Source organism: Streptomyces sp. NPDC004031 (assembly GCF_053604375.1).
The window spans coordinates 102373-123667 of sequence record NZ_JBSGHL010000007.1 but is presented as its reverse complement, the minus strand read 5'-3'; the positions used below and the strand labels follow the sequence as shown (position 1 = coordinate 123667).

Annotated in this window: 12 protein-coding genes; all 12 read right to left on the bottom strand. The window is 76.3% G+C overall.

The window, feature by feature from the left end:
- Positions 1 to 78 precede the first annotated feature (78 nt).
- The 12 genes from fxsT (ACWERV_RS06450) to ACWERV_RS06395 all read right to left on the bottom strand — a co-directional run bounded on the left by fxsT (ACWERV_RS06450) (position 79) and on the right by ACWERV_RS06395 (position 21294).
- Positions 79 to 3042: an FxSxx-COOH system tetratricopeptide repeat protein gene (gene fxsT / locus ACWERV_RS06450; protein WP_452929651.1), complete on the bottom strand. Its 2964-nt coding sequence runs from the start codon at positions 3040 to 3042 to the stop codon at positions 79 to 81.
- A gap of 551 nt (positions 3043 to 3593) precedes the next feature.
- Entirely contained in the window at positions 3594 to 4970 is a 1377-nt protein-coding gene (locus ACWERV_RS06445; protein WP_452929512.1) for a CHAT domain-containing protein, read from the bottom strand.
- A gap of 119 nt (positions 4971 to 5089) precedes the next feature.
- Positions 5090 to 6922, bottom strand: a complete 1833-nt coding sequence (locus ACWERV_RS06440; protein WP_452929510.1) for a magnesium chelatase — start codon at positions 6920 to 6922, stop codon at positions 5090 to 5092.
- The gene (locus tag ACWERV_RS06435) at positions 6919 to 7872 is read right to left on the bottom strand and encodes an AAA family ATPase (RefSeq protein ID WP_452929507.1); all 954 of its coding nucleotides are present in this window, start codon (positions 7870 to 7872) and stop codon (positions 6919 to 6921) included. The genes ACWERV_RS06440 and ACWERV_RS06435 overlap by 4 nt, the downstream gene beginning before the upstream one ends.
- A complete protein-coding gene (locus ACWERV_RS06430) occupies positions 7869 to 8240 on the bottom strand; it encodes a CU044_2847 family protein (protein ID WP_452929505.1) in 372 nt (123 codons plus the stop codon). Before ACWERV_RS06430 ends, ACWERV_RS06435 begins: the two co-directional genes overlap by 4 nt.
- A gap of 81 nt (positions 8241 to 8321) precedes the next feature.
- Entirely contained in the window at positions 8322 to 11324 is a 3003-nt protein-coding gene (fxsT, locus tag ACWERV_RS06425) for an FxSxx-COOH system tetratricopeptide repeat protein (protein ID WP_452929503.1), read from the bottom strand.
- 279 nt (positions 11325 to 11603) lie between these two features.
- On the bottom strand, positions 11604 to 13016 hold the full coding sequence (locus ACWERV_RS06420; protein WP_452929500.1) for an aKG-HExxH-type peptide beta-hydroxylase: 1413 nt from the start codon (positions 13014 to 13016) through the stop codon (positions 11604 to 11606).
- Positions 13013 to 14191, bottom strand: coding sequence for an FxsB family cyclophane-forming radical SAM/SPASM peptide maturase (locus tag ACWERV_RS06415; protein WP_452929497.1), 1179 nt, complete (start codon positions 14189 to 14191; stop codon positions 13013 to 13015). The genes ACWERV_RS06420 and ACWERV_RS06415 overlap by 4 nt, the downstream gene beginning before the upstream one ends.
- A gap of 334 nt (positions 14192 to 14525) precedes the next feature.
- Entirely contained in the window at positions 14526 to 14696 is a 171-nt protein-coding gene (fxsA, locus tag ACWERV_RS06410; RefSeq protein WP_398183095.1) for an FxSxx-COOH cyclophane-containing RiPP peptide, read from the bottom strand.
- 30 nt (positions 14697 to 14726) lie between these two features.
- Entirely contained in the window at positions 14727 to 18134 is a 3408-nt protein-coding gene (locus ACWERV_RS06405) for an SAV_2336 N-terminal domain-related protein (RefSeq protein ID WP_452929495.1), read from the bottom strand.
- 7 nt (positions 18135 to 18141) lie between these two features.
- Complete coding sequence (locus ACWERV_RS06400) at positions 18142 to 19182, bottom strand: AAA family ATPase (protein ID WP_398183427.1); 1041 nt, start codon at positions 19180 to 19182, stop codon at positions 18142 to 18144.
- 48 nt (positions 19183 to 19230) lie between these two features.
- Positions 19231 to 21294, bottom strand: coding sequence for a VMAP-C domain-containing protein (locus tag ACWERV_RS06395; RefSeq protein ID WP_452929492.1), 2064 nt, complete (start codon positions 21292 to 21294; stop codon positions 19231 to 19233).
- Position 21295: the final 1 nt, after the last annotated feature.

Below are 21295 nucleotides of genomic sequence, written 5' to 3'. Positions count from 1 at the left end.
CCGGTCGCACGACGACGGCGGGTGGCCCGTACCGGTTCGCCGGTACGGGCCACCCGCCGTTTCGCGGGTGCGGGCCGGTCAGGTGGTGAAGGGCTCGAAGTCCCAGAAGGGCCGGCTGCGGGAGCGGGCGGCGAGGGTGTGCGGGTGCCGTGGGCCGAGGGTCGCGGCCAGGCGCCCGAGTGCCTCCTCCTCGACGGTGTCGGCCTCCGGTCCGCGGCGCAGCGCGCGCAGGTCGGCGGCCAGCGCGATGCGGCACGACAGTGTCAGCGGATGCTCCCCGCCCAGGGCGGCCGCGGCGCGCCGGGCGGTCTCCCGGCTCAGCTCGGCGGCGCTCCGCGCATCGCCCGCGAGGGCGCGGGCGGCGGTGGCGTTCAGGGCGCAGGCCAGCGTCCAGGGGTGGTCCTCGCCGACCGCGGCCGTCATGGTGATAAGCGCGGACTCGATCTCCCGCTGCGACTGCCGGCGCTCACCGGCCGCCCGCAGGATCAGCCCGTGGTTGCCGAGCAGGCCCGCGGTGTAGGGGTGCTGCTCGCCGAGCCGGCCCCGGTACTCCCGCAGCACGTCCTCGCCCATCTCGCGGGCCTGGTCGAGGTCGCCGTGCTCGCGGGCGAAGGCGGAGAAGCTGGCCTCGACGCGCAGGGTGAGCGGGTCGGTGTCGCCGAGGACACGTTCGCAGCGTTCCAGCAGGCGTGTCATGAGCCGGGCCGCGCGGGGGCGGTCGCCGCCGCTGTGGTAGCACTGCGCGAGGTTGTACTCGGCGCGCAGCGTCTGCGGGTTGTCCGCGCCGAGGACGCCGCGGTGCGTGTCGCAGTTGCGCTCCTGGACCGAGGTCGCCTCCTCGTAGCGGCCCAGCAGGCGCAGGTCGTGGGCGAAGGAGTTCTCCGACGACAGGGTCCAGTTGTGCCGCCCGCGCAGGATCTCGCGCCGCGCCTGGAGCGTCCGCCGGTCCAGTTCCAGGGCCTCCTGGTAGCGGCCCAGCAGCCGGTAGGTGACGGCGAGGTTGTTCTGTGCGCTGAGGGTGCGCGAGTCCTGCGCGCCGAGCATCTCCAGGTAACCGTCACGGGCCTGCCAGGAGAGGGTGAACGCCTCGTCGTAACGGCCGAGACTGCGCAGGTCGGCGGCGAGGTTTCCGGCGGCGCGCAGCACCAGCGGGTCGCGGTCGCCGCGGTCCTCGCGCAGCCGCTCGTAGGCGTCCCGATCGAGGGCCTCGGTGGCGCGGAAGTCGCCGATGGCACGCAGCAGGTTGGTCCGGTGGTGGATCAGGTCCCACAGCTTCGGATGCCCGGCGGGCAGCAGCCGCGGCCACTCGGCGGCGGCGACCTCGGCGATCCGCAGACCGGTGCCGTACTCCCCGGACAGGTACAGATAGCGCAGGCAGTTGAGCACCGTGTCCTGGGTCGCGGGATCGGTGCTCGCGAGTGCGCCGGACGCCTCCAGGTGCGGCACGATCTCGGCGTAGCGCGGCCACTCCCGGGCGTCGGCGGGACGCGCCGGGTCGGCCGCGGCGAGCATGTCGCGGACGACCCGGGAGGAGACCTCCTGCTCCTCGGCGGGCATCTCCTGCCGTACCGCCTGGTGCACGAGCCGGTGCAGCTGGATGGCCTCGCCCGCCGCCTCGTGCGGCTCGGTCTGGATCACCGACCACTGCGCGAGCTTGTTCAGCGCCGCGCCCCACACCAGCGGATCGCGCAGCAGTCCGGTCAGCGGGGAGGGCAGGTCGTGGATCCGCGTCTCGCGCAGCAGGCGGACGGGGATCGGGCCCGGGGCGAAGAAGACGCACAGCCGCAGCAGGTCGACGGTCTCGGGCCTGTCCTCACGGAGCCGGTTGAGCAGGATCGAGAAGGCCGTGTAGTAGGTCATCTGGAAGTCGGCGGCGACCTTCAGCCCCGGTTCGACGTCCGCACCGCGGCGCAGCAGTTCGATGTACTCGTCCACGGGCGTGGCGGAGTCGTCGAGCGCGCCCGCGTTCTGGTCCAGGGCGAGCGCGAGGTCGCCGAGCGCGTCGGCGAGCCGGTCCGCCTCCGCCTCGCCGACGCGCGGTGCCCGGCGGCGCACGAAGTCCACCGACTCCACCCGTTCGAAGACGGGCACCTCGACGAGCGAGCTGTTGTGCTCGCCCCACTCCCGGTTCTGCGAGGTGATCAGTACGTGCCCCGGCCCGCTGGGCACCAGGTCGTAGATGTCGTCGGGCTGGTCGGCGCCGTCCAGCACGACCAGCCAGCGCCAGTACGGTTTCCCGCGCCGCAGCGCCTCGCGTACGGTCCGCAGCCGCTCGCCGTACTCCTGACCCGTGACCAGGCCGAGGGCGGGGGCGAGCGCGGAGAGCTTCTCGCGCAGGGTGCCGCGCTCGGCGGCACGGACCCACCACACCGCGTCGTACTCGGCCTGGAAGCGGTGGACGTACTCGGTCGCGATCTGCGTCTTGCCGACGCCGGACAGGCCCAGCAGGGTCACCACACCCGCCCCCTGCTCGGCCTGCTGGAACTCCTGGGCGAGCTGGGTGAGGACCTTCTCGCGGCCGGTGAAGCGGGTGTTGCGGCGCGGCACCCCGCCGTAGACCGCGGGCTGCTCCAGCGGGAAGCGCGGACCGCCGGTGCCGCCGAGACCGCTCCCGGCGGTGTGCGAGGGGGGGACGCCGAGCCGGGCGAGCAGCCGCCGCTCGGCCTCCACGGGGCCCGTGCCCCGCAGGTCGGCAGGGACGAGCAGGGCGGTCGCGGCGGGCAGCACCTCGGAGGAGACGGCGACGGCCCGGAAGCGGTCCGGGCGCGGGGCCACCACCTCGTCGAGAGCCGCCTGCCACTCCGCCTCCGTGCGCCCGCCGAGCGCGAAGTACCAGGCGCTCAGCACCAGGAGGACCTGGTCGCGGGAGAGCAGCAGATCGCGCAGGCCGTCGGCGAGGGAGGCGCCGGGGGCCACGTCCCAGCGCTGGAGCACCGCGTGGACGCCGTGCCGCTCCAGGACGCCCGCGGCCCAGGAGGCCCAGGCCCGGTTGTAGCCCGCGAAACTGATGGTGACGCGGCCTCCGGAGGCGAGGGCGGGCACGGCCTCGGGTTCGGGGTCCGGCTCCGGGACTGCGCGCGGGACGGGCCGCGGGCCGGGGATCCCCAGAAGGGGCCTCGCCGGGCCGTGCGCGGTGACGTCGGAGGCCGGGCCGGGCGCCGTGCCCGCGGCCGGGTAGGGCACACCGACGGGCGCGCTGCCCGTGGTGTCCGGGGCGGAGGGCGCGGGCAGCACGTCGAGTCGCAGCCGCGCGGTGCGCACCGGCACGCCCCAGCCGTTGGAGACGGTCAGCCGCAGTTCCGCGGGGCCGACGTCCTGACCGGCGGTCACCAGGAAGCGCGCCGGGCCGTACGTGTCGCCGAAGCGGTGCAGCACCACACCGGGGTGGCCCAGCGCCTCGCAGCGCAGCCGCGGCTGCCCGTCGAGGGTGATCCCGAAGGCGAACTCCTCCTCCTCGTACGGCCATCCGCCGTCCGCGCCCGCGCCCCGCAGGTCCACGGTGACGAGGTAGGCCTGCCCGGCGTACGCGGTACGGGGGCGGCTGACGACGGGTTCGATCCGCAGCCCCGCCCCCTCGGTGCCGCCCGCGGCCGTCACGCGGCACCGTCCGCGGCGGACGGGGACAGCCGCAGCGTGGTGTGCGGGTGGCCGTAGTAGACGTACATGAAGGGGTACAGGAAGCGCAGGACCGCGCGCTGGCCCCTGAGGTCGACCGTGCCGTCGCCGCCCCGGGCGCGGGGCAGCGGGTGCGGGAGCGTGTCGGTCGCGCGGGCCCGGAAGTCGCGCAGCATCAGCGCCAGGGAGCGTTCCGGCGTACGGCCGGTGTGGTCCATCAGGTGCGCGAGCAGCTCGCGCGCGATCGTGTCGTCCACCGCGCCGCCGACCGCGACGCACGCGGTGGCCCCGCCCCGCAGGAACAGCTCGGTGAAGCCGCGGAGCGCGTCCTCGCCGCCGCCGTGGTTGGCGACGACCCGCCCGGCGTGGCAGACGTTCAGCACGACCGCCGTGCCGCCTGCCGCGAGCGCGGGCATGGCCTGCTCGTTCAGCTCGTACCAGGTGAGCCCGCCGAGGCTCAGATTCTCCAGGCTCGCACCGTGCTTGCCGTGGGCGCCCAGGTAGACCAGGCCGGTCGGGGTGTCGCCCGCGCCGCCGAGGGCGGCCAGGAAGTCGTCCCGGGTGGCGCAGGGGCGGTGCGCGACGTGCCGGAAGGCCTCGCTGTCGCCCGCCATGTCGGCGTCGAAGTAGCTCAGGACGCCGCCCGCGCAGTCAGCGGGCCCCGTCAGCAGCGGAGCGGCCTCCTCGCACGTCGTCGTCCAGCGGGCGACGGGGACGACCGCGCCGAGCGGCACCCCGCCGGGTGGCGCGGGGTCCGGCCCGCGCGCGGGCGGTACGGCTGCGGGGGCCGGGTCGTCCGCCGGGGGCAGGGTGAGGAGTTCCCAGGGGATCTCGAACTCCGTGTCGTCCCAGACGACGAGGTGCAGGGCCTCGCCGTGCCGGGCGCGGAGGTCGGTGAGCCAGGCCACCAGGGGCCGCTGCCGGCTCTGCTGCGACCAGTGCCGGACGGCCCGGTAGACCTCGCTCGGCATGCCCGCCGCGGTGCCGTCCCCGCTGCCCTGCTGCTGGAGGCGGGAGAGCCGGATGTCGGTGGGCGGCAGGTGCGGCCCCGCCGCGGAGAGCGGCGCGCTGTCGTCCGCGGTGCCGGTGAGCAGGTAGCCGCTGCGGCCGTCGGCGGTCCTGGCGGGCTGGACCAGCAGCTTCGCCATGCCCGGCGGGAGCCTGCGGCGCGGGTCCGCGGGGAGGCTGCCGAGACCGGTGGACTCGTTGCGCCCGGCCTCCGCGTCCGCCGCCCCGGGCACCTCGGGCCGCTTCGGCGCCGACACGGCCACGGGCCGCGGCGACCGGAAGGCCCCCCACGCCCCGGCCAGCCACCCGCCCCCGGTCCGCCGTATCCGCCCCTCCTCATCGCCCACCGTCCACCTCCGCACTCCCCGTACGCCCGCCCGTGCGACGCGCGTCCGCCGCGCCCGGCACCGCGCGGACCGCCACCACCGCACGCCGGGCCGGCGTCGGCGCCGTCCGGGCGCCGTGCTCAGTCGTCATCGGCGGGCTCCCCGTCGGGGCCGGCGACCGTCAGGGCGCCCAGGGCGTCGGCCAGGGTGAAGGGAAGGTCGGGGTAGGGCTCGGCTCCGGCGTCGACGACCACCGTGTGGAGGCGCATCCGGTTGAGGGCGCCGAGCTGGGCGGCGGCGGTGAGGGCGTCGTCGATGCCGCGGCGGCCGACGGGCGGGGTGAGGCGGCCGGTCAGGCTCGCGCCGAGGGGGACGTTGCCGCGGCCGTCGGTCACGGCGACGAACCACGCCTCGGCCAGCGCGGTGGGCTGCTGCTGGAAGGCCCGGCGGACGAACTGCCCGGCCAGCAGCAGCCCGTGGGCGAGCGGGCTGGAGCGGCCGGGGCGGCGGTGCAGGGCCGCGGTGAGCCGGGGCTCCAGGACGTTGCGGGCGAGGAAGGCCTCGGCCCGCAGTTCGTCGGGGGCGCCCGCGCCGCCGACCTCGACGACCGCTGCCGCGGCCCGGCCGGTGTAGGCCCAGCGCAGGTAGGGGGCGAGGACGGCCTGCCAGTCGCGGCCGCGGCGGCAGGTGTGGTCGAGCAGCAGGACGAGCATGCGGTCGGGCTCGGCGGCGCGGACGTGGCTGCGCAGGTCCTCGGCGGTGACGGTGAGTTCGCCGCGCAGCCGCCGCTTGGAGGCCGCGGCGACGACGGTCGGGACGAGCGCCAGGTCCCGCAGGTCGGAGGCGCGCCGCACACCGACGACGGGCCCGCGCTCGCTGTGCACGGTGCGCCGCCAGGCACCGCGCAGCGGCGCGTGGTCGTGCAGCGGTTCCGCGTCGTCCTCCGGGTAGGGCGGCCCGGCGGGGCGGTCGGGCCCGGCGGCGGCGGGCTGCGGCTCCAGGCTCTCGGCGGGCCCTCCGGTGTGCGCCAGCCGCGTGGTGGTGCCGCCGCCCGCGGTGCCCGGTGTTCCGCCGGTGCCCCGTCCTGCGGTGGCGGGCGGCGGCGGGACCGGCGGCAGGCCCGCCTCGTCGGGTGCGGCGGCCTGCGGCGGGGCCTCGGCGGGCAGCCCGATGAGCCGGGCGGCGGCGTCGACGTGGCCGGGCTCCGCGGTGCCGGCGCCGTCGAGACGGGCGAGGGCGCGGGCGATCCGGCCGAGCGCGAGGGCCCGGCGTTCGCCGCCGCCCGCGGCGGGCGCGGCCTGCGCGACCCGCTCCAGCGCGGCGGCCCCGACCCGTACCGGTGCGACGCCGACCGCGAGGGCGTGGTCCAGCGCGGCCCGTTCGGCGCTGCCGCGCCACAGCTCGCCGGGTGTGCCCGGCTCTGCGGGCAGGACCAGGCCGGGCAGCGACAGCCGCAGCGGGAAGCGGTCGAGGAGGTGCGGGGAGATGCGTCCGGCGTCCGCCGAGCGGCAGAAGGCGAGCCACCGGGCGCGCGGCCGCCAGACGACGCCGACGCCGTGCCGCTGCACGGACGCCACGTCCGCGCCGACGAGTGTCACGGCGGCCCGCAGTCCGGGCAGGCCGAGCCGGGCGAGGTCGGGGACGACGGCGGTGGCGGGCGCGGCGCCGGGGTCGTCCTCGACGAGGGCGCCGCGCCGGGCCCGTACGGTGAGGCCGCCGTCGCCGGGTTCGAGGCCGATCCGGGTCCACAGCTCGTCCTCGCGGGCGGCGGCGCCGAGCACGACGGCGGGCGTGTCGCGTCCGAAGACGGCGGCGAACAGTGCGGTGACGGTGTCGAGCGCGTCGTCGGGCACGTCGAAGAGCAGCACTCCGGCGAGCCCGGGTTCCACCGCCGCGCAGGCGAACGCCCGCAGGAGCCGGGCGAGTTCCGGCCGGTCGGCGGGCGCCCGGCGCGGGAGCGCGGCGGAGGTCATGACAGCAGTCGCTCCAGCACGTCGTCGTCCTCGGCCGACCAGTCGACGGGGCCGCCCTGGGCGGATTCGGCCTTGCGGTGGCGCAGCGCGAAGGGGGCGACGGTGCGCAGGTGCCGGGCGGTCACGGCGGTGTCGCCCTGGAGGGCGGCGTACGCGCGGGCGGCCTGGACCATGACGACCTCACCGCGGTGGCCCACGGTCCGCAGTTCCCGCCCGACGGCGACGGCCAGCGCCTCGACGGCGTCGGGCACCTGCACCGCGTAGAGCCGCTCGCGGGCGGCGCGCAGCCGCTCCCGTACCTCGGCGTCCTGCGCGCGCCAGCGGGCGACCGATCCGTCGGTGCCGCCGGGGTGGGCGTGCTCCTCGTCGAAGCGCAGCACCGCGTGCAGCATCGCCCGGCGCTGGGTGTCGTCGAGTTCGGTGGCGACGGCCATGAGCCCGAAGCGGTCGAGCAGTTGCGGGCGCAGCCCGCCCTCCTCGGGGTTCATGGTGCCGATGAGGCCGAAGTTGACCTTGCGCACGGTGTCGATGCCTTCGCGCTGCACGGACAGCACACCGGTGGAGGCGACGTCGAGGATGATGTTGACGACGTGGTCGTTGAGGAGGTTGACCTCGTCGACGTAGAGCAGCCCGTCGTCCCCGGCGTTCTCCAGCAGGCCGCGTTTGCGGGTGGTGCGGCCCTCCAGCAGGTCGCCCAGCTCCCAGCCGCCCAGCACCCGGTCGTCGGTCGCGTCGATGGTGAGGGTGACCGGCAGCCGGCCCTGCACCATGAGCGAGAAGGCGCGGACGACGGTCGACTTGGCGGTGCCGGGTGCCCCGGCGAGCAGCACCCCGCGGATCGACGGGGCGATGTGGTTGAGCTCCAGCGCGAGCTTGAGGTCGTGCTGCCCGACGACCTGGCTGTAGGGGAGGATCGCGATGCCGGCGCCGGTCTCCTCGGCGGCGGTCACGGGGTGCCGCCGCCCGGTGTCCAGCGGAAGGTCACCTGCAACTGGGCCTCGGCGCCGCTCTGGACGAGGAAGGCGCCGAGCGTGGCGTCCAGCTTGACCGCGAGCTGCATCTCGATCTCGGCGGGCCGGACCGCCTCGTCCATCCCGGCGAAGCGGCGGGCCGCCTCCTCGGCGAGCCTGCGGGCGAGGTCGAGCCCGTCGCCGTAGACGTCCCGGGCGGCGTCCATGACCCGCTGGGCGGGGCTGGCGCGGGTCTCGATGCCGTCGTAGACGCCCGAGGCGTCACCGGCGGCGGCGGGCGGGCCGTCCACCTCGATCAGGAACGGTGTCCCGCCGGACTCGCCGGCGGGTAAGCGGACTATCGCCACGGGTGCGTCTCCCCCACTGCTCTGTCACTGCTCTGTGCGGTCGGTGTACGGCCCGCGGACGGATCCGCGGGCCCGGTGCGGTCAGGAGCTGAACGGCTCGAAGTCCCAGTAGGGCCGGGTACGGGAGCGGGCGGCGACGGTGTGCGGGTGCTGCGCGCCGAGCGTCCCGGACAGGATCGCCAGCGCCTCCTCCTCGACCTTGTCGGCCTCCGGGCGGCGGCGCAGGTTGCGCAGGTCGGTCGCGAGCGCGATCCGGCACGACAGCGTCAGCGGGTGGTCCTTGCCGAGCGCCGCGGTGGCGCGCTCGGTGGTGATCCGCGCCAGGTCCGCGGCGCCCTCGGGGTCGCTGGCGAGGTTGCGGGTGGCGGTGGCGTTCAGGGCGCAGCCCAGGGTCCAGGGGTGGTCCTCGCCGACCGCGGCCGTCATGGTGATCAGCGCGGACTCGATCTCCAGCTGCGACTGCCGGCGTTCGCCCGCGGCCCGCAGGATCAGCCCGTGGTTGCCGAGGATGCCCGCAGTGTAGGGGTGCTGCTCGCCGAGCTGGAGGCGGTACTCGCGCAGCACGAACTCGCCCATCTCGCGGGCCTGGTCGAGGTCGCCGTGCTCGCGCTGGAAGGCGGAGTAGCTGGCCTTGACGCGCAGCGTCTGCGGGTCGCTGTCGCCGAGGACGCGCTCGCAGCGCTCCAGCAGCCCCGCCATCAGCGCGGCCGCGCGCTCGCGGTCACCGCCCCGGTAGTAGCACTGCGAGAGATTGTGCTCGGCGCGCAGCGTCTGCGGGTTGTCGGCGCCGAGGACGTTGCGGTGCATCTCGCAGTTGCGCTCCTGCACGGAGGTCGCTTCCTCGTAGCGGCCCAGCAGGCGCAGGTCGTGCGCGAAGGAGTTCTCCGACGACAGCGTCCAGTTGTGCCGTTCGCGCAGCAGCTCGCGGCGGGCCTCCATGGTCGCCTGGTCCAGCCGCAGGGCCTGGTCGTAGCGGCCCAGCAGCCGGTAGGTCATGGCGAGGTTGTTCTGCGTGCTCAGCGTCCTGGAGTCCAGCTCGCCGACGAGTTCGCGGTAGCCGTCGCGGGCGAACTCCAGCAGCCGCAGGGCCTCGTCGAACTGGGCGAGGCTGCGCAGGTCCGCGGACAGGTTCCCGGCGGCGCGCAGCACCAGCAGGTCGCGGTCGCCGCGGTCCTGGCGGAGCCGGTCGTAGGCGTCGCGGTCCAGGGCCTCGGTGGCGCGGACGTCGCCGGTGGCGCGCATCAGGTTGGTCTGGTGGTGGATCAGGTCCCACAGCTTGGGGTGCCCGGCGGGCAGCAGCCGCGGCCACTCGGCGGCGGCGACCTCGGCGATGGCCAGCCCCGTGCGGTACTCGCCCGACAGGTACAGGTAGCGCAGGCAGTTGAGCACCATGACCTGGATCTCCGGGTTGGTGCTGGCCAGCGCGCCGGAGGCCTCCAGGTGCGGCACGATCTCCGCGTAGCGCGTCCACAGCCGGGTGTCGGCGGGCCGCGCGGGGTCGGCCGCGGCGAGGATCTTGCGGACGACACGGGAGTAGTCGGCCTGCTCGTCCTGCGGCATCTCGGCGCGGACGGCCTGGTGGACCAGCCGGTGCATCTGGACGACCTCGTTGGTGCCGACGGTCTCCTCGGCCGCGATCTCCTGCGGATCGACCTGGATGACGGACCACTGGGCGAGCTTGTCGATCGCGTTGTTCCACAGCACCGAGTCGCCGAGCAGCCCGGCGAGCTTCTCGGGGACGTCGCGGATCTGCATCTCGCGCAGCAGCCGCACCGGGATCGGGCCCGGGGCGAAGAAGACGCACAGCCGCAGCAGGTCGACGGTCTCGGGCTTGTCCTCGCGGAGCCGGTTGAGCAGTATCGAGAAGGCCGTGTAGTAGGTCATCTGGAAGTCGGCGGCGACCTTCAGCCCCGGTTCGACGTCCGCACCGCGGCGCAGCAGTTCGATGTACTCGTCGACGGAGGTGTTGGAGTCGTTGAGCGCGCCCGCGTTCTGGTCCAGGGCGAGCGCGAGGTCGCCGAGGGCGTCGGCGAGCCGGTCGGCCTCGGCCTCGTCCAGCCGCGGCGCGCGCCGGCGCACGAACGCCACCGACTCCACCCGGTCGTAGACCGGCACTTCGATGAGCGAGCTGTTGTGCTCGCCCCACTCCCGGTTCTGCGAGGTGATCAGTACGTGCCCCGGTCCGCTGGGCACCAGGTCGTAGACGTCGTCGGGCTGGTCGGCGCCGTCCAGCACGACCAGCCAGCGCCCGTACGGCTCCCCGCGGCGCAGCGCGTCGCGCACGGCGCGCAGCCGCTCGCCGTACTCGCGCCCGGTGACCAGTTCGAGGGCCGGGGCGAGGCCCGCGAGCTTCTCGCGCAGCGTGCCGCGCTCGGCCGCGCGCACCCACCACACGGCGTCGTACTCGGTCTGGAAGCGGTGGACGTACTCGGTCGCGATGTGTGTCTTGCCGACGCCGGACAGGCCGTAGAGCGTGACGACGGCGGCGCCGGGGGCGGCCTGCTGGAGGGTGGTGTGCAGCTCGCCGAGGAGTTCCTCGCGGCCGGTGAAGCGGGTGTTGCGGCGCGGCACCCCGCCGTAGACCGCGGGCTGCTCCAGCGGGAAGCGCGGACCGCCGGTGCCGCCGAAGGTGTCCCCGGCGGCGGCGCGCGAGGGGGTGATGCCGAGCCGGGCGAGCAGCCGCCGCTCGGCCTCGACCGCGCCCAGGCCCCACAGATCCGCGGCGGACAGCGCGACCGCCGCGCTGGGCAGCGCGGCCGAGGTCACCGAAACGGCGGCGAAGCGTTCGCTGTTGGGCGGGACGACATGGCGCAGCGCGGAGTTCCACTCCTCGTGGGTGCGCGGGCCGAGCCGGAAGTACCACTCGGACAGCACGATCAGCACCCGGCCCTCGGCCAGCAGCAGATCGCCCAGGACCTCTTCGAGGCTGGCCTCGGGAGTGATGTCGAGGCGCTGGAGCACCACCCGCACGCCGTGCTTCTCCAGCCTGCTGGCGATCCAGGAGGCCCAGGCGCGGTTGTACCCGGCGAAGCTGATCGTCACCGGTCCGCGTGCGAGTGCCGCCGTGCTGCGCCCTCCGGGCATTCGACCGTCTCCCTCGTGTGGTGCATGCGCCGTTCTGACGGGCCGCCAGGCGGCCTGGGCCAGAAACTACACTGATTGATCCCCCGTTGACGCGACGTCATGCCGTTTCGGGGGCGTTCCGGTCACTTCGGACCGCCGTCCGGTCGGCCGTTCGGTCGGCGGCCGGGTCGGGGGCCGGGTCGGGGGCCGGGGCGGGGGTCCGGTCGGGGGCCGCGGGTCGGGCGCCGGGGTGCCCGGTACGGCGGTGTTCCGCCCCGCGCCCCGCCGTCCGGCCCGGCCTCAGACGACCTGGCGGCGCCACATCACCCGGGACGTCTCGACGTAGGCGGTGGCCCGCGCCAGATGGCCGTCCGGCGGGGCGTGGTCCTTGAGCCGGGCGTGGTGCGCGGCCATCGCGGTGACCAGGGTGCGGCCCTGCGGCGTGAGCCGGCTGGACCCGAGCAGCTGCGGCAGCGCGGCCTCCACCTGCTGGCGGCAGCGGCTGTGGTCGGCCCAGGCCGCGTCCCGCACGGCGGGCGGCGCGCCGCTCAGCGCGACCCGCTGGTGGAAGTCGGCGAGCGCGAGATGGGCGTACGCGCCCTGGAAGAGCCCGTCGAAGGGACGCGGGTCGGGCCGCCAGGGGGCCCAGTAGCGCGGCTCGTCGCCCGCGGTGTGCAGCACGGTCACCGACGAGAGGGCCAGCAGCTTGGTGTGCTGCAGCTCGTGCACGATCGTCCCGGCCAGTTCCAGGCCGCTGCGCGGGACGCTGGTGAGCACCGCGCCGAAGGCGTCGCCGCGCGTCGCGCTGGAGCGGGCGGTGGGCGAGCCCGCCAGCGGGACGAAGCAGTCCAGCAGGCTGTCGGCCTCCACCGCACGCTCGCCCGTGCCGAGCAGCAGCAGCGGGCGGGCGTCCCGCCAGGCGCTGCGCCAGGCGGCGTGCCGGCTCACCCCGAGCGAGCCGGAGGCGCTCAGGCCGTACGGGTTGGTGCTGCGCTCCTCGTCGCGGTACGGGTCGCTGTCGTCGACCAGCACCGGGCGGCCGCCGGGCCCCCACAGCGCGCGGATCGGCCGCCAGGCCTCGGCGGCGGAGCGCCACACCCCGTCCGGCCCGCGCCGCACCTCGACCCGGGCGGCTCCGGTGGCCGTCCCGCCCGGGTGCGGGCCGTCGTGCCCGGCGGGGCCGTCCCCCGCGGTCGCCCCGCCCGGCGCCAGGTGCAGCCACAGCCGGTTGCCCTCCCCCGCCACCCTTACGGTGCCGGGCCCGCCGGGGACGGCGCAGCCGCCCAGGGTGGGCAGGGCCAGCACGCCGTCGTGCACGGGCACGTCCGCGGTGAAGCGCAGCCCGGCGCGCGCGGCCGCGGCGGCGGCCAGCGCCCCGAGGTGGGCGAGCAGGGCCGCGGGCCCCGGACCCGTCCCTTGCGTCAGGGCGCGCAGGGCGCGTTCGGCCCAGCCGCCGGTCAGCGGGTAGTCGACGACGCGCCGGGCGGCGGCCGGGTCGGCCCGCTCGGCGGCGACCAGCAGTTGCCAGTCGGCCTGCACGCGGGCCGCGGCGGCGGGCGGCAGCACGGACGGCGGGGCCTCGGCGACGGCGTCGAGCAGCGCGCGCAGCATCAGCCGCCGGCGGCGGCGCTGCTCGGCCACGAGCATCTCCAGCGCGGCGGCGTCACCGCCGGTGGTGCCGAGGGTGCGGAGCAGGGCATCGGGTACGTTCACCGGACTGTCTCCCGGGGGGCGTGGCCGCCGGATCCGGCGCCCGCCGCGGCGGCGAGCCGGGCGCCGATGTGGCGGATCAGGAACGCGAGGTCGGCGCAGTAGACGGAGGGGTTGCGGAACCCCTCGCCGGCCAGGTAGCGGTGGGCGTAGTGGCCGCCTCCGCAGACGGTCACCAGCGGGCAGGCCCGGCAGACCGGGCCGAGAGCGGTCAGGCCCGCCTGGCGGGCGGCCACTCCGGGGTGGGTAAGGACGTCGTCGAAGCTGTGCCGGAAGACGTCCATCCCGGTGGCGGCGGCGCCCTCGTAGGCGGACTTGAGTGAGTCGACCTGCTCGATGCTGCCGTCCGTCTCGACGACGACGGCGGTGAAGGGCTGCAGCCCGAGCCGCTCGGTGGCCGCGGGCACCCCGAGCAGCAGCGCGACGCACTCCTCGAACAGCCGCACCCGGGTGCGCCGCCGGTCCGCCTGCCACCAACGGTCGAAGACGGCGGTCAGCCAGCGGCCGTACGGCGCCGGGTCGCCCGGCGGCGCGGGGAGTCCCGGCGGCGGCGCGGACCAGTTACCGTGCGGCAGCAGCAGGTCGATCGCGGGCGGCCCGAAGTCCAGCAGCGACTCGTAGACCTCGACCGGGTCGTACCGCAGGTCCACGACGCTGAGCACCCCCGCGTACGCCTCCGGCGCGGTCTCGGCGAGCACCCGCAGCCCGGCGGACGCGGCGGGCCACCCCGGCCGTCCGGCGTGGTCCACCCGCGCGGTGTTGTGCGCCGCCCGCCCGCCGTCCAGGCTGACCCCGACACGTATCCCGGCCGCGGCGAGCGTACGGACGGCGTCCGCGGTCAGCAGCGTGGCGTTCGTCTGGACGGTGGCGTGCACGGTCGCGGGCACGGTCCGCCGGACCAGCCCGACGTCGTCGGCCAGCCGTTCGGCACCGGCCAGCAGCGGCTCGCCGCCGTGCAGGACGACGGCGACCTCCCGCAGCCCGTGCGCGACGGCGTGCTCCGCGATCCGCTCGGCGGTACGCCGTACGACCCCCGCGGCGGGCTGCCGCGGCCGCCCCCGCCACCCGTGGTCGGGCCCGGCGTAGAGATAGCAGTACGTACAGGCGAGGTTGCACCGGCTGTGCGTCTTGAGCACGAACTGCCGCACGGGCTCCCCGCCCGGACCCCCGGCCCCCATGCCCTTGGACCCCGCGCCCGTCGCGGCCCCGTCCTGCGTACCGGGCTCCCCCGCACCGCCCACGTCACCCGGGCGCGCGTCCCCGGGGCCCGGCGGGAAAACGTCCGGGGTGGCCGCAGGGGGCGGGGCAGCGGGGCGCGGGCCCTTGCGCGTCGGCCGCTGCGCCACTTCCGCCTCCCCCTCCGTCGGGGCCGCCCCGTCGGCCCACGCGGTGATTCCCGCCGGGTGGCGGGGTGCAAACGCGGTGCGCGGCTTTTGGCCGTAACTCCGCGACGGGCGTCCTGTTGAGGGGTGTTCCGGACGGGGTGCGGGGGGTGTGCGGGGACTGCGGGGGTCACATCGCGTTGTCGAAGCCCCACAGCGCGCCTCCGCCGGGGGCGGCGGCGCGCTCGCGCAGGTCCTCCACCAGGGCGGCGAGGACGGGGTGGTCGACCGTGCGGAGGGATTCCAGGTCGAGGGCGAGGACGTCGGGGGCGGGTTCGGTGTCGTGCGGGTCGGTGTGCATCGCGGCCCTCCGTCGGGGGGTGAGTCGGTTTCAGACGTCGTTGCTCAGTGCCGCCAGCCGCTCCGCGGACCGGCGTCCGGCCTCGCCGCCGTCGTCGGGCAGCCTGCGCCACCAGCCGGTCGCGGCGCGGTACGCGTCCGTCGCGGCCCGTCTGCGGTGCGCTGCTTCGTTGACCGCTCCACGCCAATGATGCGCCTGCGCGGCCAGCCGCACCATGGGCAGCGGGTCGGCCGCTCCGGTCGCGGCGCCGGACGCGGCCTCGGCGGCGCGCCGGTAGGCGTCGTCGGCGAGGTCGAGGCGTTCGCTCCGCCCGGTGTAGGCGTGGGCCAGCCGGTGGACCTGGCCCAGTTCGAAGGCGATGCGGGCGATCTGGGCGGGGTCGACGGCGGGCTGGGCGGCGCGGCCGAGCACCCACTCGGCCTCCCGCAGATCGACGAGGTCGCCCTCCGCGAGGTAGCGGAGCACGAGTGCCTGGCCGAGCATCAGCAGGCGCGACGGCAGCCGCGGGTCGCTCTCCGGGGTCTCGGTGCGGCATTCGCGCAGCACCTGCACGGCGGTGTTGACGAAGGTCTCGCCGCCGGGGAGCCCGGAGCGGTTCAGCAGGACGGCGCCCCATTCGGCGACCAGGCTGCTGTATTCGGGGCGGTCGCGCGGGGTGAGCCGGCAGGCCTCGGCGAACCGGCCCGCGGCGGCCTCCAGTTCGCCGGGCGGGCCGCCCTCGGTGTAGCGGGCGGCGCGGATCCGGCCGGCTCTGGCGAAGATCTCGGCACGCTGGAGGCGGTCGCGGGTCAGGCCGAGCGCCCGGTCGACGTGCCGCTGCGCCTCGGGCAGCCGGCCGCCGGCGGCGAGCAGCGCGTCGACGAGTTCGAGCAGCGCGCGGACGATGCGTTCCGCGCCCGCTCCCGCCCCGGGCGCACCACCCGTACCACCGGCGGCGCCAGAGGGAGCGGCGGAGCCCGCCCGTTCCAGTTCCTCCAGCGCTCCGGTGAAGGAGGCGGCGGCCTGCTGCGCGTACAGCTGCCTGCGTTCGGTGTCCGGCGTGGTGCCGGACAGCCGCAGGAGGGCGCGGCCGCGGGCGGTGGCCAGTGCGCTGGGGCGCGCCTCGGTGGGCGGCCAGGCGTCGGCGAAGGCGTCCAGCATGCCGACGGTCTCCTCCAGGAGCGCGGTGTCGCCGCTCAGCTCCCACTGGCTCTCCAGCACCTGGACCCGCTCCAGGGTGGCGCGCAGCACCCCGCCCGCCTCCAGGCCCGGTACGGCGCACAGCGCGGTGAGTTCGCGGTCGGCGCGGCGCAGGTGCTCCAGGGCGCCGCGGATGTCGCCGACCGCGGTGCGGTCGTCGGCGCAGGCGCGCAGCACCCAGGCGAGGACCTCGCGGGCGCGGACCGAACCGGGGTGCGAGACGGCGATCTTCGCGGCCTCCTGCGCCTCGCGGAGCAGCTCGGGGCTGCGGCGCAGCCGCCACAGCCGGATGAGCTGCTCGGCGAACTCGGCCCACAGTTCGGGGTCGGTGGCGTGCCCGCGCTCCTGCCGGGTGGCGGTGCGCAGCAGCGCCACCGCGTCGATCAGGTTCTGCACCATGTCCTCGGACAGGAAGGCCGCGACGAGTTCCCTGGCCTCTTCCAGTGCCGCCGCGCCGGTTCCGGTACGGCCCGCGGCGGTGAGACGGCCGCCGGACGTGCCCGGCGTGCCGTCGGCGCCGCCGTCCGTCCCGGCTTCCGTGCCGTCCGGCGCGACGAAGCGCTCCAGCACCCGCGCAGCCACTTCCGCGAAGGGCTGGGAGCCGTCGGCGCCCGCGGTGCCGCCCTCGGCGAGGGCGGCCCGGCGCGCGGCGGCGGCCACGGCGGCGTCGGCGACGGGGTCGGCGGGGCCGTCGGTGAGCTGGTTGACGGCCATCGCGAGGAAGTTGGGTCCGCCGCGGCCGAAGCGCTGCTCGACGTACGCCGAACAGTGCTTGAGCACCAGCGCGGCCTCGTCGCGGCCGAGCGGCAGCAGCAGTTCGTCGCGTACGCCGGGCGTGAACTCGTACCACCGGTGGTCGTCGCCGTCCGTGCGGACGACCAGTCCGCTGAGCAGCACCTCGGCCAGTTCCGCGGGGCCGGACAGCGGCAGCATGGTGCGCTGGACGATCTGCATGACGGGCAGGAAGAGCGGCGCCGCCGAGAGGTAGACGGCCAGGTGCGAGGCGGCGGGCGAGGCGGAGGAGCGGAACGTCTCGACGAGCGGGCCGGGCGGCTGCGGGGTGCGGCGGGGGCGGCCGGGGCTCGCGGGCTGGTCGGAGCGCACCCAGCCGACGGCGGCGGGCACCTCCCCGGCCCCCGTCCCGGCCAGCAGCCGCGCCCACGCGCCGAGCGCCTGCGCGGTGGGCGGCAGGACGGGTACGGGCAGGGCGTCGCCCGCGGGCGGGGTGGTGAAGCCCCCGGCGCCGGCGGAGAAGCGCAGTGCGGCGGCGGGCAGCGGCCCCTCCGCGCGGTGCAGCACCCCGTAGGAGACGGGCAGCCGGGTGCGGGCCCACAGCCGGGTCGGCAGCGGCTGGAGCACGGCGACGGGCCCGTACGCGGCGAGCCGGTGCATCAGCCGGTGCGCCTGCCCGGAGCGCCACAGCGGGCCCACGCAGTCGCTGACCAGCAGGGTGATCCGGCGTCCCGTGGGGTCGCCGAGCTGCTCGGCGGAGCGCAGTTCGGCGGGCTCGGGGTCGAAGTGGCGGCTGACGGCGGGGCTGCCCTCGGGCCCGGCGTGCAGGTAGCGGACCTGCACCTCGTGGAAGGCACCGAGGCGTTCGAAGACCCCGCCGAGGTCGCGCAGCATGCGTTCCCACACGTACATCGACGAGGACGCGTCCATGAGCAGCTGCATGGTGGCGTTGCCGCGCCGGTCGGGGCGGAAGACGGGCAGCAGCAGGCCGCCGGCCAGCGCGGTGCGCTCGGCGGTCGCGGCTTCGTCGAGCAGGCTGCGCAGCGGGCGGGCGGGCGTGTGGTAGCGCTGCAACGGGCGCAGGGCGGCCTGGAGTTCGAGCAGCCGGGGCAGCGCGGGAGCCTCGGGTACGGCGACGGCGAGGCCCGCCGGACCGGTCCGGGCACGGCCGGTGTCGCCGCCGCCCGGGTAGAGGTGCAGCATGCCGGGGGGCTCGTCCTCGGGCGGGGCGAGCCGGCTCCCGGCGCCGTCGCTGCCGTCGGCGGGCACCTGCGGCAGGTCGCCGGGGGTGCCCGCGCCGCCGCCACCGGTCGGCGGCCGGTCGACGGGGCCGGGCGGCGGGACGGGCTCGCGGGCGGTGGGCTGCGACCAGCGGGCCAGCCACAGGGCGTCGGCCAGTTCGTCCTCGCCCGGGTGCAGCCCGGCGCCGCTCAGCCGCCCGACGAGTTCGGCGACCGGGTCGGGCGGGCCGTCCGGACCGGGCCCGGCGGGGCCGGGCGGCGCGGAGGTCTCGTGCTCGGCGTCCACAGCCGCCTCACCTGGGCCGGTCGAGCCGCTGGATGAGCATGTCCGCGAGCCGGGAGCGGGTGGGGGGCGCGGCATGGTGGGTGAGGTAGATCGCGTTGAGCAGCTGGTCGGTGGCCAGCAGTTCGCTGCGCGAGCGGTCCAGGAAGCGGGTCACCAGCTCCTCGCTCAGCTCGGCCGCCTCGTCGCCGAGGTGGGCGCGCACGACGGTGGAGAGCCGCTGGTGGTCGGGGCGGTCCAGCTCCAGGTGGATGCAGCGGCGCAGCAGCGGCGCCGGGAAGTCCCGCTCGCCGTTGCTGGTGAGGATCACGAACGGGAAGGCGTGGCAGCGGATCCTGCCCTCGTTGACGGTGACCTTGGCGCCGTCGTCGGTCATGACGTCGACCTGCGGTTCGCGCTCGGCGAGCCGCTCCAGCTCCGGGACGCCGAACTCGCCCTCCTCCATGACGTTGAGCAGGTCGTTCGGCAGGTCGATGTCGCTCTTGTCCAGCTCGTCGATGAGCAGCACGCGGGGCTTCCTGGTCGGCAGCAGCGCGGTGCCGAGCGGGCCGAGCCGGATGTAGCTGCCGATGCCGCCGGGCGGGGCCGTCCCGGTGTTGGCGGCGATCTGGGTGTCCTGGAGGCGGGCGATGGCGTCGTAGCGGTAGAGCCCGTCCTGGAGGACGCTGCGGCTGACGATCGGCCAGTGCAGCACCCGGCCGAGGCCCAGTTCGTGCGCGACGGCGTGTGCCAGGGTGCTCTTGCCCGAGCCGGGGCTGCCGGTCACCAGCAGCGGGCGGCGCAGGTACAGCGCCGCGTTGACCATCTCCAGCTCCTCGGGGCTGGGGCGGTGCATCTCGGCCATGTGCCGGAAGGCGCCGAGGCGGCGGGTGGACGAGCTGTCCGGGCCGGGTCCGGGCGCGACGAGCGGGCCGCCGTCGAAGTCCCGCCAGGGTGGTGGGGCGGGCAGCGCGTCGATACGGGTGTGCGGCTCGCCGGTGCCGCGGTAGATGAGCCAGTCGCCGGCCTGTCCGCCCGGTGCCGCCTCCGCCGCGCCCGCCGTCTCCGGCACACCTGTGGTGTCGGCCGTCTCACTCACCGCGGTACCTCGCATCCGTCGTCACGGTGCCTCCAATAGGTCGTCCGCCCCCGGCAGGGGGCGCGTCGGATCCGTGCACAGCATCGTCAGCCCGGTCGCCCAGTAGCTCTCCGGCACCTTGCGGGCGACCTTGGCGCGCAGGTCGGCGAGGGCGGCGGGGAGCCGGCCCGCGGTGCGCGCGACCCGTACGGTATGGGCCACCCCGCGGTGGAAGTCGGCGCACAGCATGTCCTGGCCGACCGGTTCGTGACGCCACAGCGCGACGCTGTAGCCGCTCAGGAAGACCCGGTTGAGGGCGTCGTGCGCGGTGTCCGCGCTGCGGCACAGCACCGGCAGGGTGTCGTTGAGCCGGTCGCGCAGCGCGCTCTCGCCGGGCAGCTCGCTGGGAACGCCGTCGTCGCAGTCCAGGACGTCGGGGCGGGGGCGCTGGGTGGTGAGCGCGTCCCAGCGGGCGACCCGGCGAGCGGCCTGCTCGGCGTCCTCGGGGGGTGTGTCGGTGCGCCGGATCACGACCGGCCGGTCGGGGGTGAGGGTGCCGCCGCCCGGTCCGAACGGCCAGTCGGCGGCGGCGAGCGGGATGAAGTCGCCGGGCACCGCGAGCTGCAGCGGGGCCAGGACGCGGGCGGAGTCGCAGCGGCGGAAGGCCTCGCGCAGCGGCTGGCGCAGCGCCCCGGGCAGCGCGGCCAGCTCGGTGCGGAAGCCGTCCTCGATGACCTGCACCCGCCCTTCCGGGTGCATCACGGTGACCCGCCAGTCGAAGCGGCTGGGATCCCAGCCGTCCCCCGGGAAGAGCAGCAGGACCGCCTCGGGCCCGGTCCACTGCTCGGGCGTGAGGTCGACGCTCGTCCGGCCGCGCGAGCCCGCGCGCGAGCGCCGCTCCTCGCCCAGGGTGAAGCGGAAGACCCGTTCCAGGGCGGCCTCGCCCGCGTGGCCCTCCGCCCACTCCCACACCGCGCGCTCGGCGGGGTCGTCGAGGTCGCCGAGCCGGTCGGCGGTCGCGGCGAGCATCGCGTAGCGCAGCACGGCCTGCATCTCGGTGGTGCCGCGCCGCAGCTCGTAGAGCAGGCCGAGGCCGTCCCGCCAGGCGCGCGGGGCGAGGTCCACCTCGAAGGAGGTGCGGCGGGCGTTCTCGACGATCTTGCGCAGGGTCTCCGCGTCGGACGGCGGCGGGAGCTGCGCGAGCAGGCCGAGCAGCTTGGTGCGCAGGCCCGGGGTGAGGGCGCGGCCCGCGCACGCGTCGATCTCGCTGTGCACGTCGGTCCAGGTGTCGCCGCTGCCGCTGACGGAGTTGTGCCGGTCGGCGTGGTGGAGGTCGTGCGCCGACATCACCCGCTGGTAGAGGTCGGTGACCGGCTCCGGCTGGTGCCGGTCCACGGCCGGGCCCCGCTCGACGCCGGGCAGCCGCCGTAACTGCTGGACGGGGACGGCGAGCCCGCCGTCCTGGTGCGCGGTGCGCTGCGCCTTGACGACCCCGATGACCTCGCCGCGCACCAGGTCCAGCACCGGGCCGCCGGACACGCCGTGCGGGATCTCGTCGTCGCCGAGCCGCAGCATGCTGCCGAGCTGGCCGCGGACCGTGCAGCGGCCGTCGAACGCCTCGACGTCACCGGTCAGCTCGGTGTAGCCGAGGTACGCCACGAGGCTCGCGGGATACGTGCGCGGGGTGCGCTCGCTGAGGTACACGCACGGGTGGTCCACCGGATCCAGCAGCCGCACCAGGGCCAGGTCGGGCGCGGGCCAGGCACCGCGGCCCTCCCACACGGCGGGCTCGGCCCACTCCACGACACCGTCGAGCATGCGCTCGCCCCAGCCGACCGTGACCTTCGCCTCAGCGGCCTCCACCGGCTCGCCCGCCGCCGTCTCCTCCTGCGCCCCGTCCGGCCCGGCCGCCTCGCCCGGCGCGCGGCTCACCACATGGGCGCAGGTCAGCACCCACTGCGGGGCGACGAAGAAGCCGCTGCCGTAGAGCGGGTGCCCGGCGCCGGCCCCGTGGATACGGACGGTGGCCCTGCGGGCCAGCGGAACGAGGTAGTCGGCCGGGTCCGCGTCGTCGGCCGGGTCGGAATCGGCGCTGTGCGGTGTCACC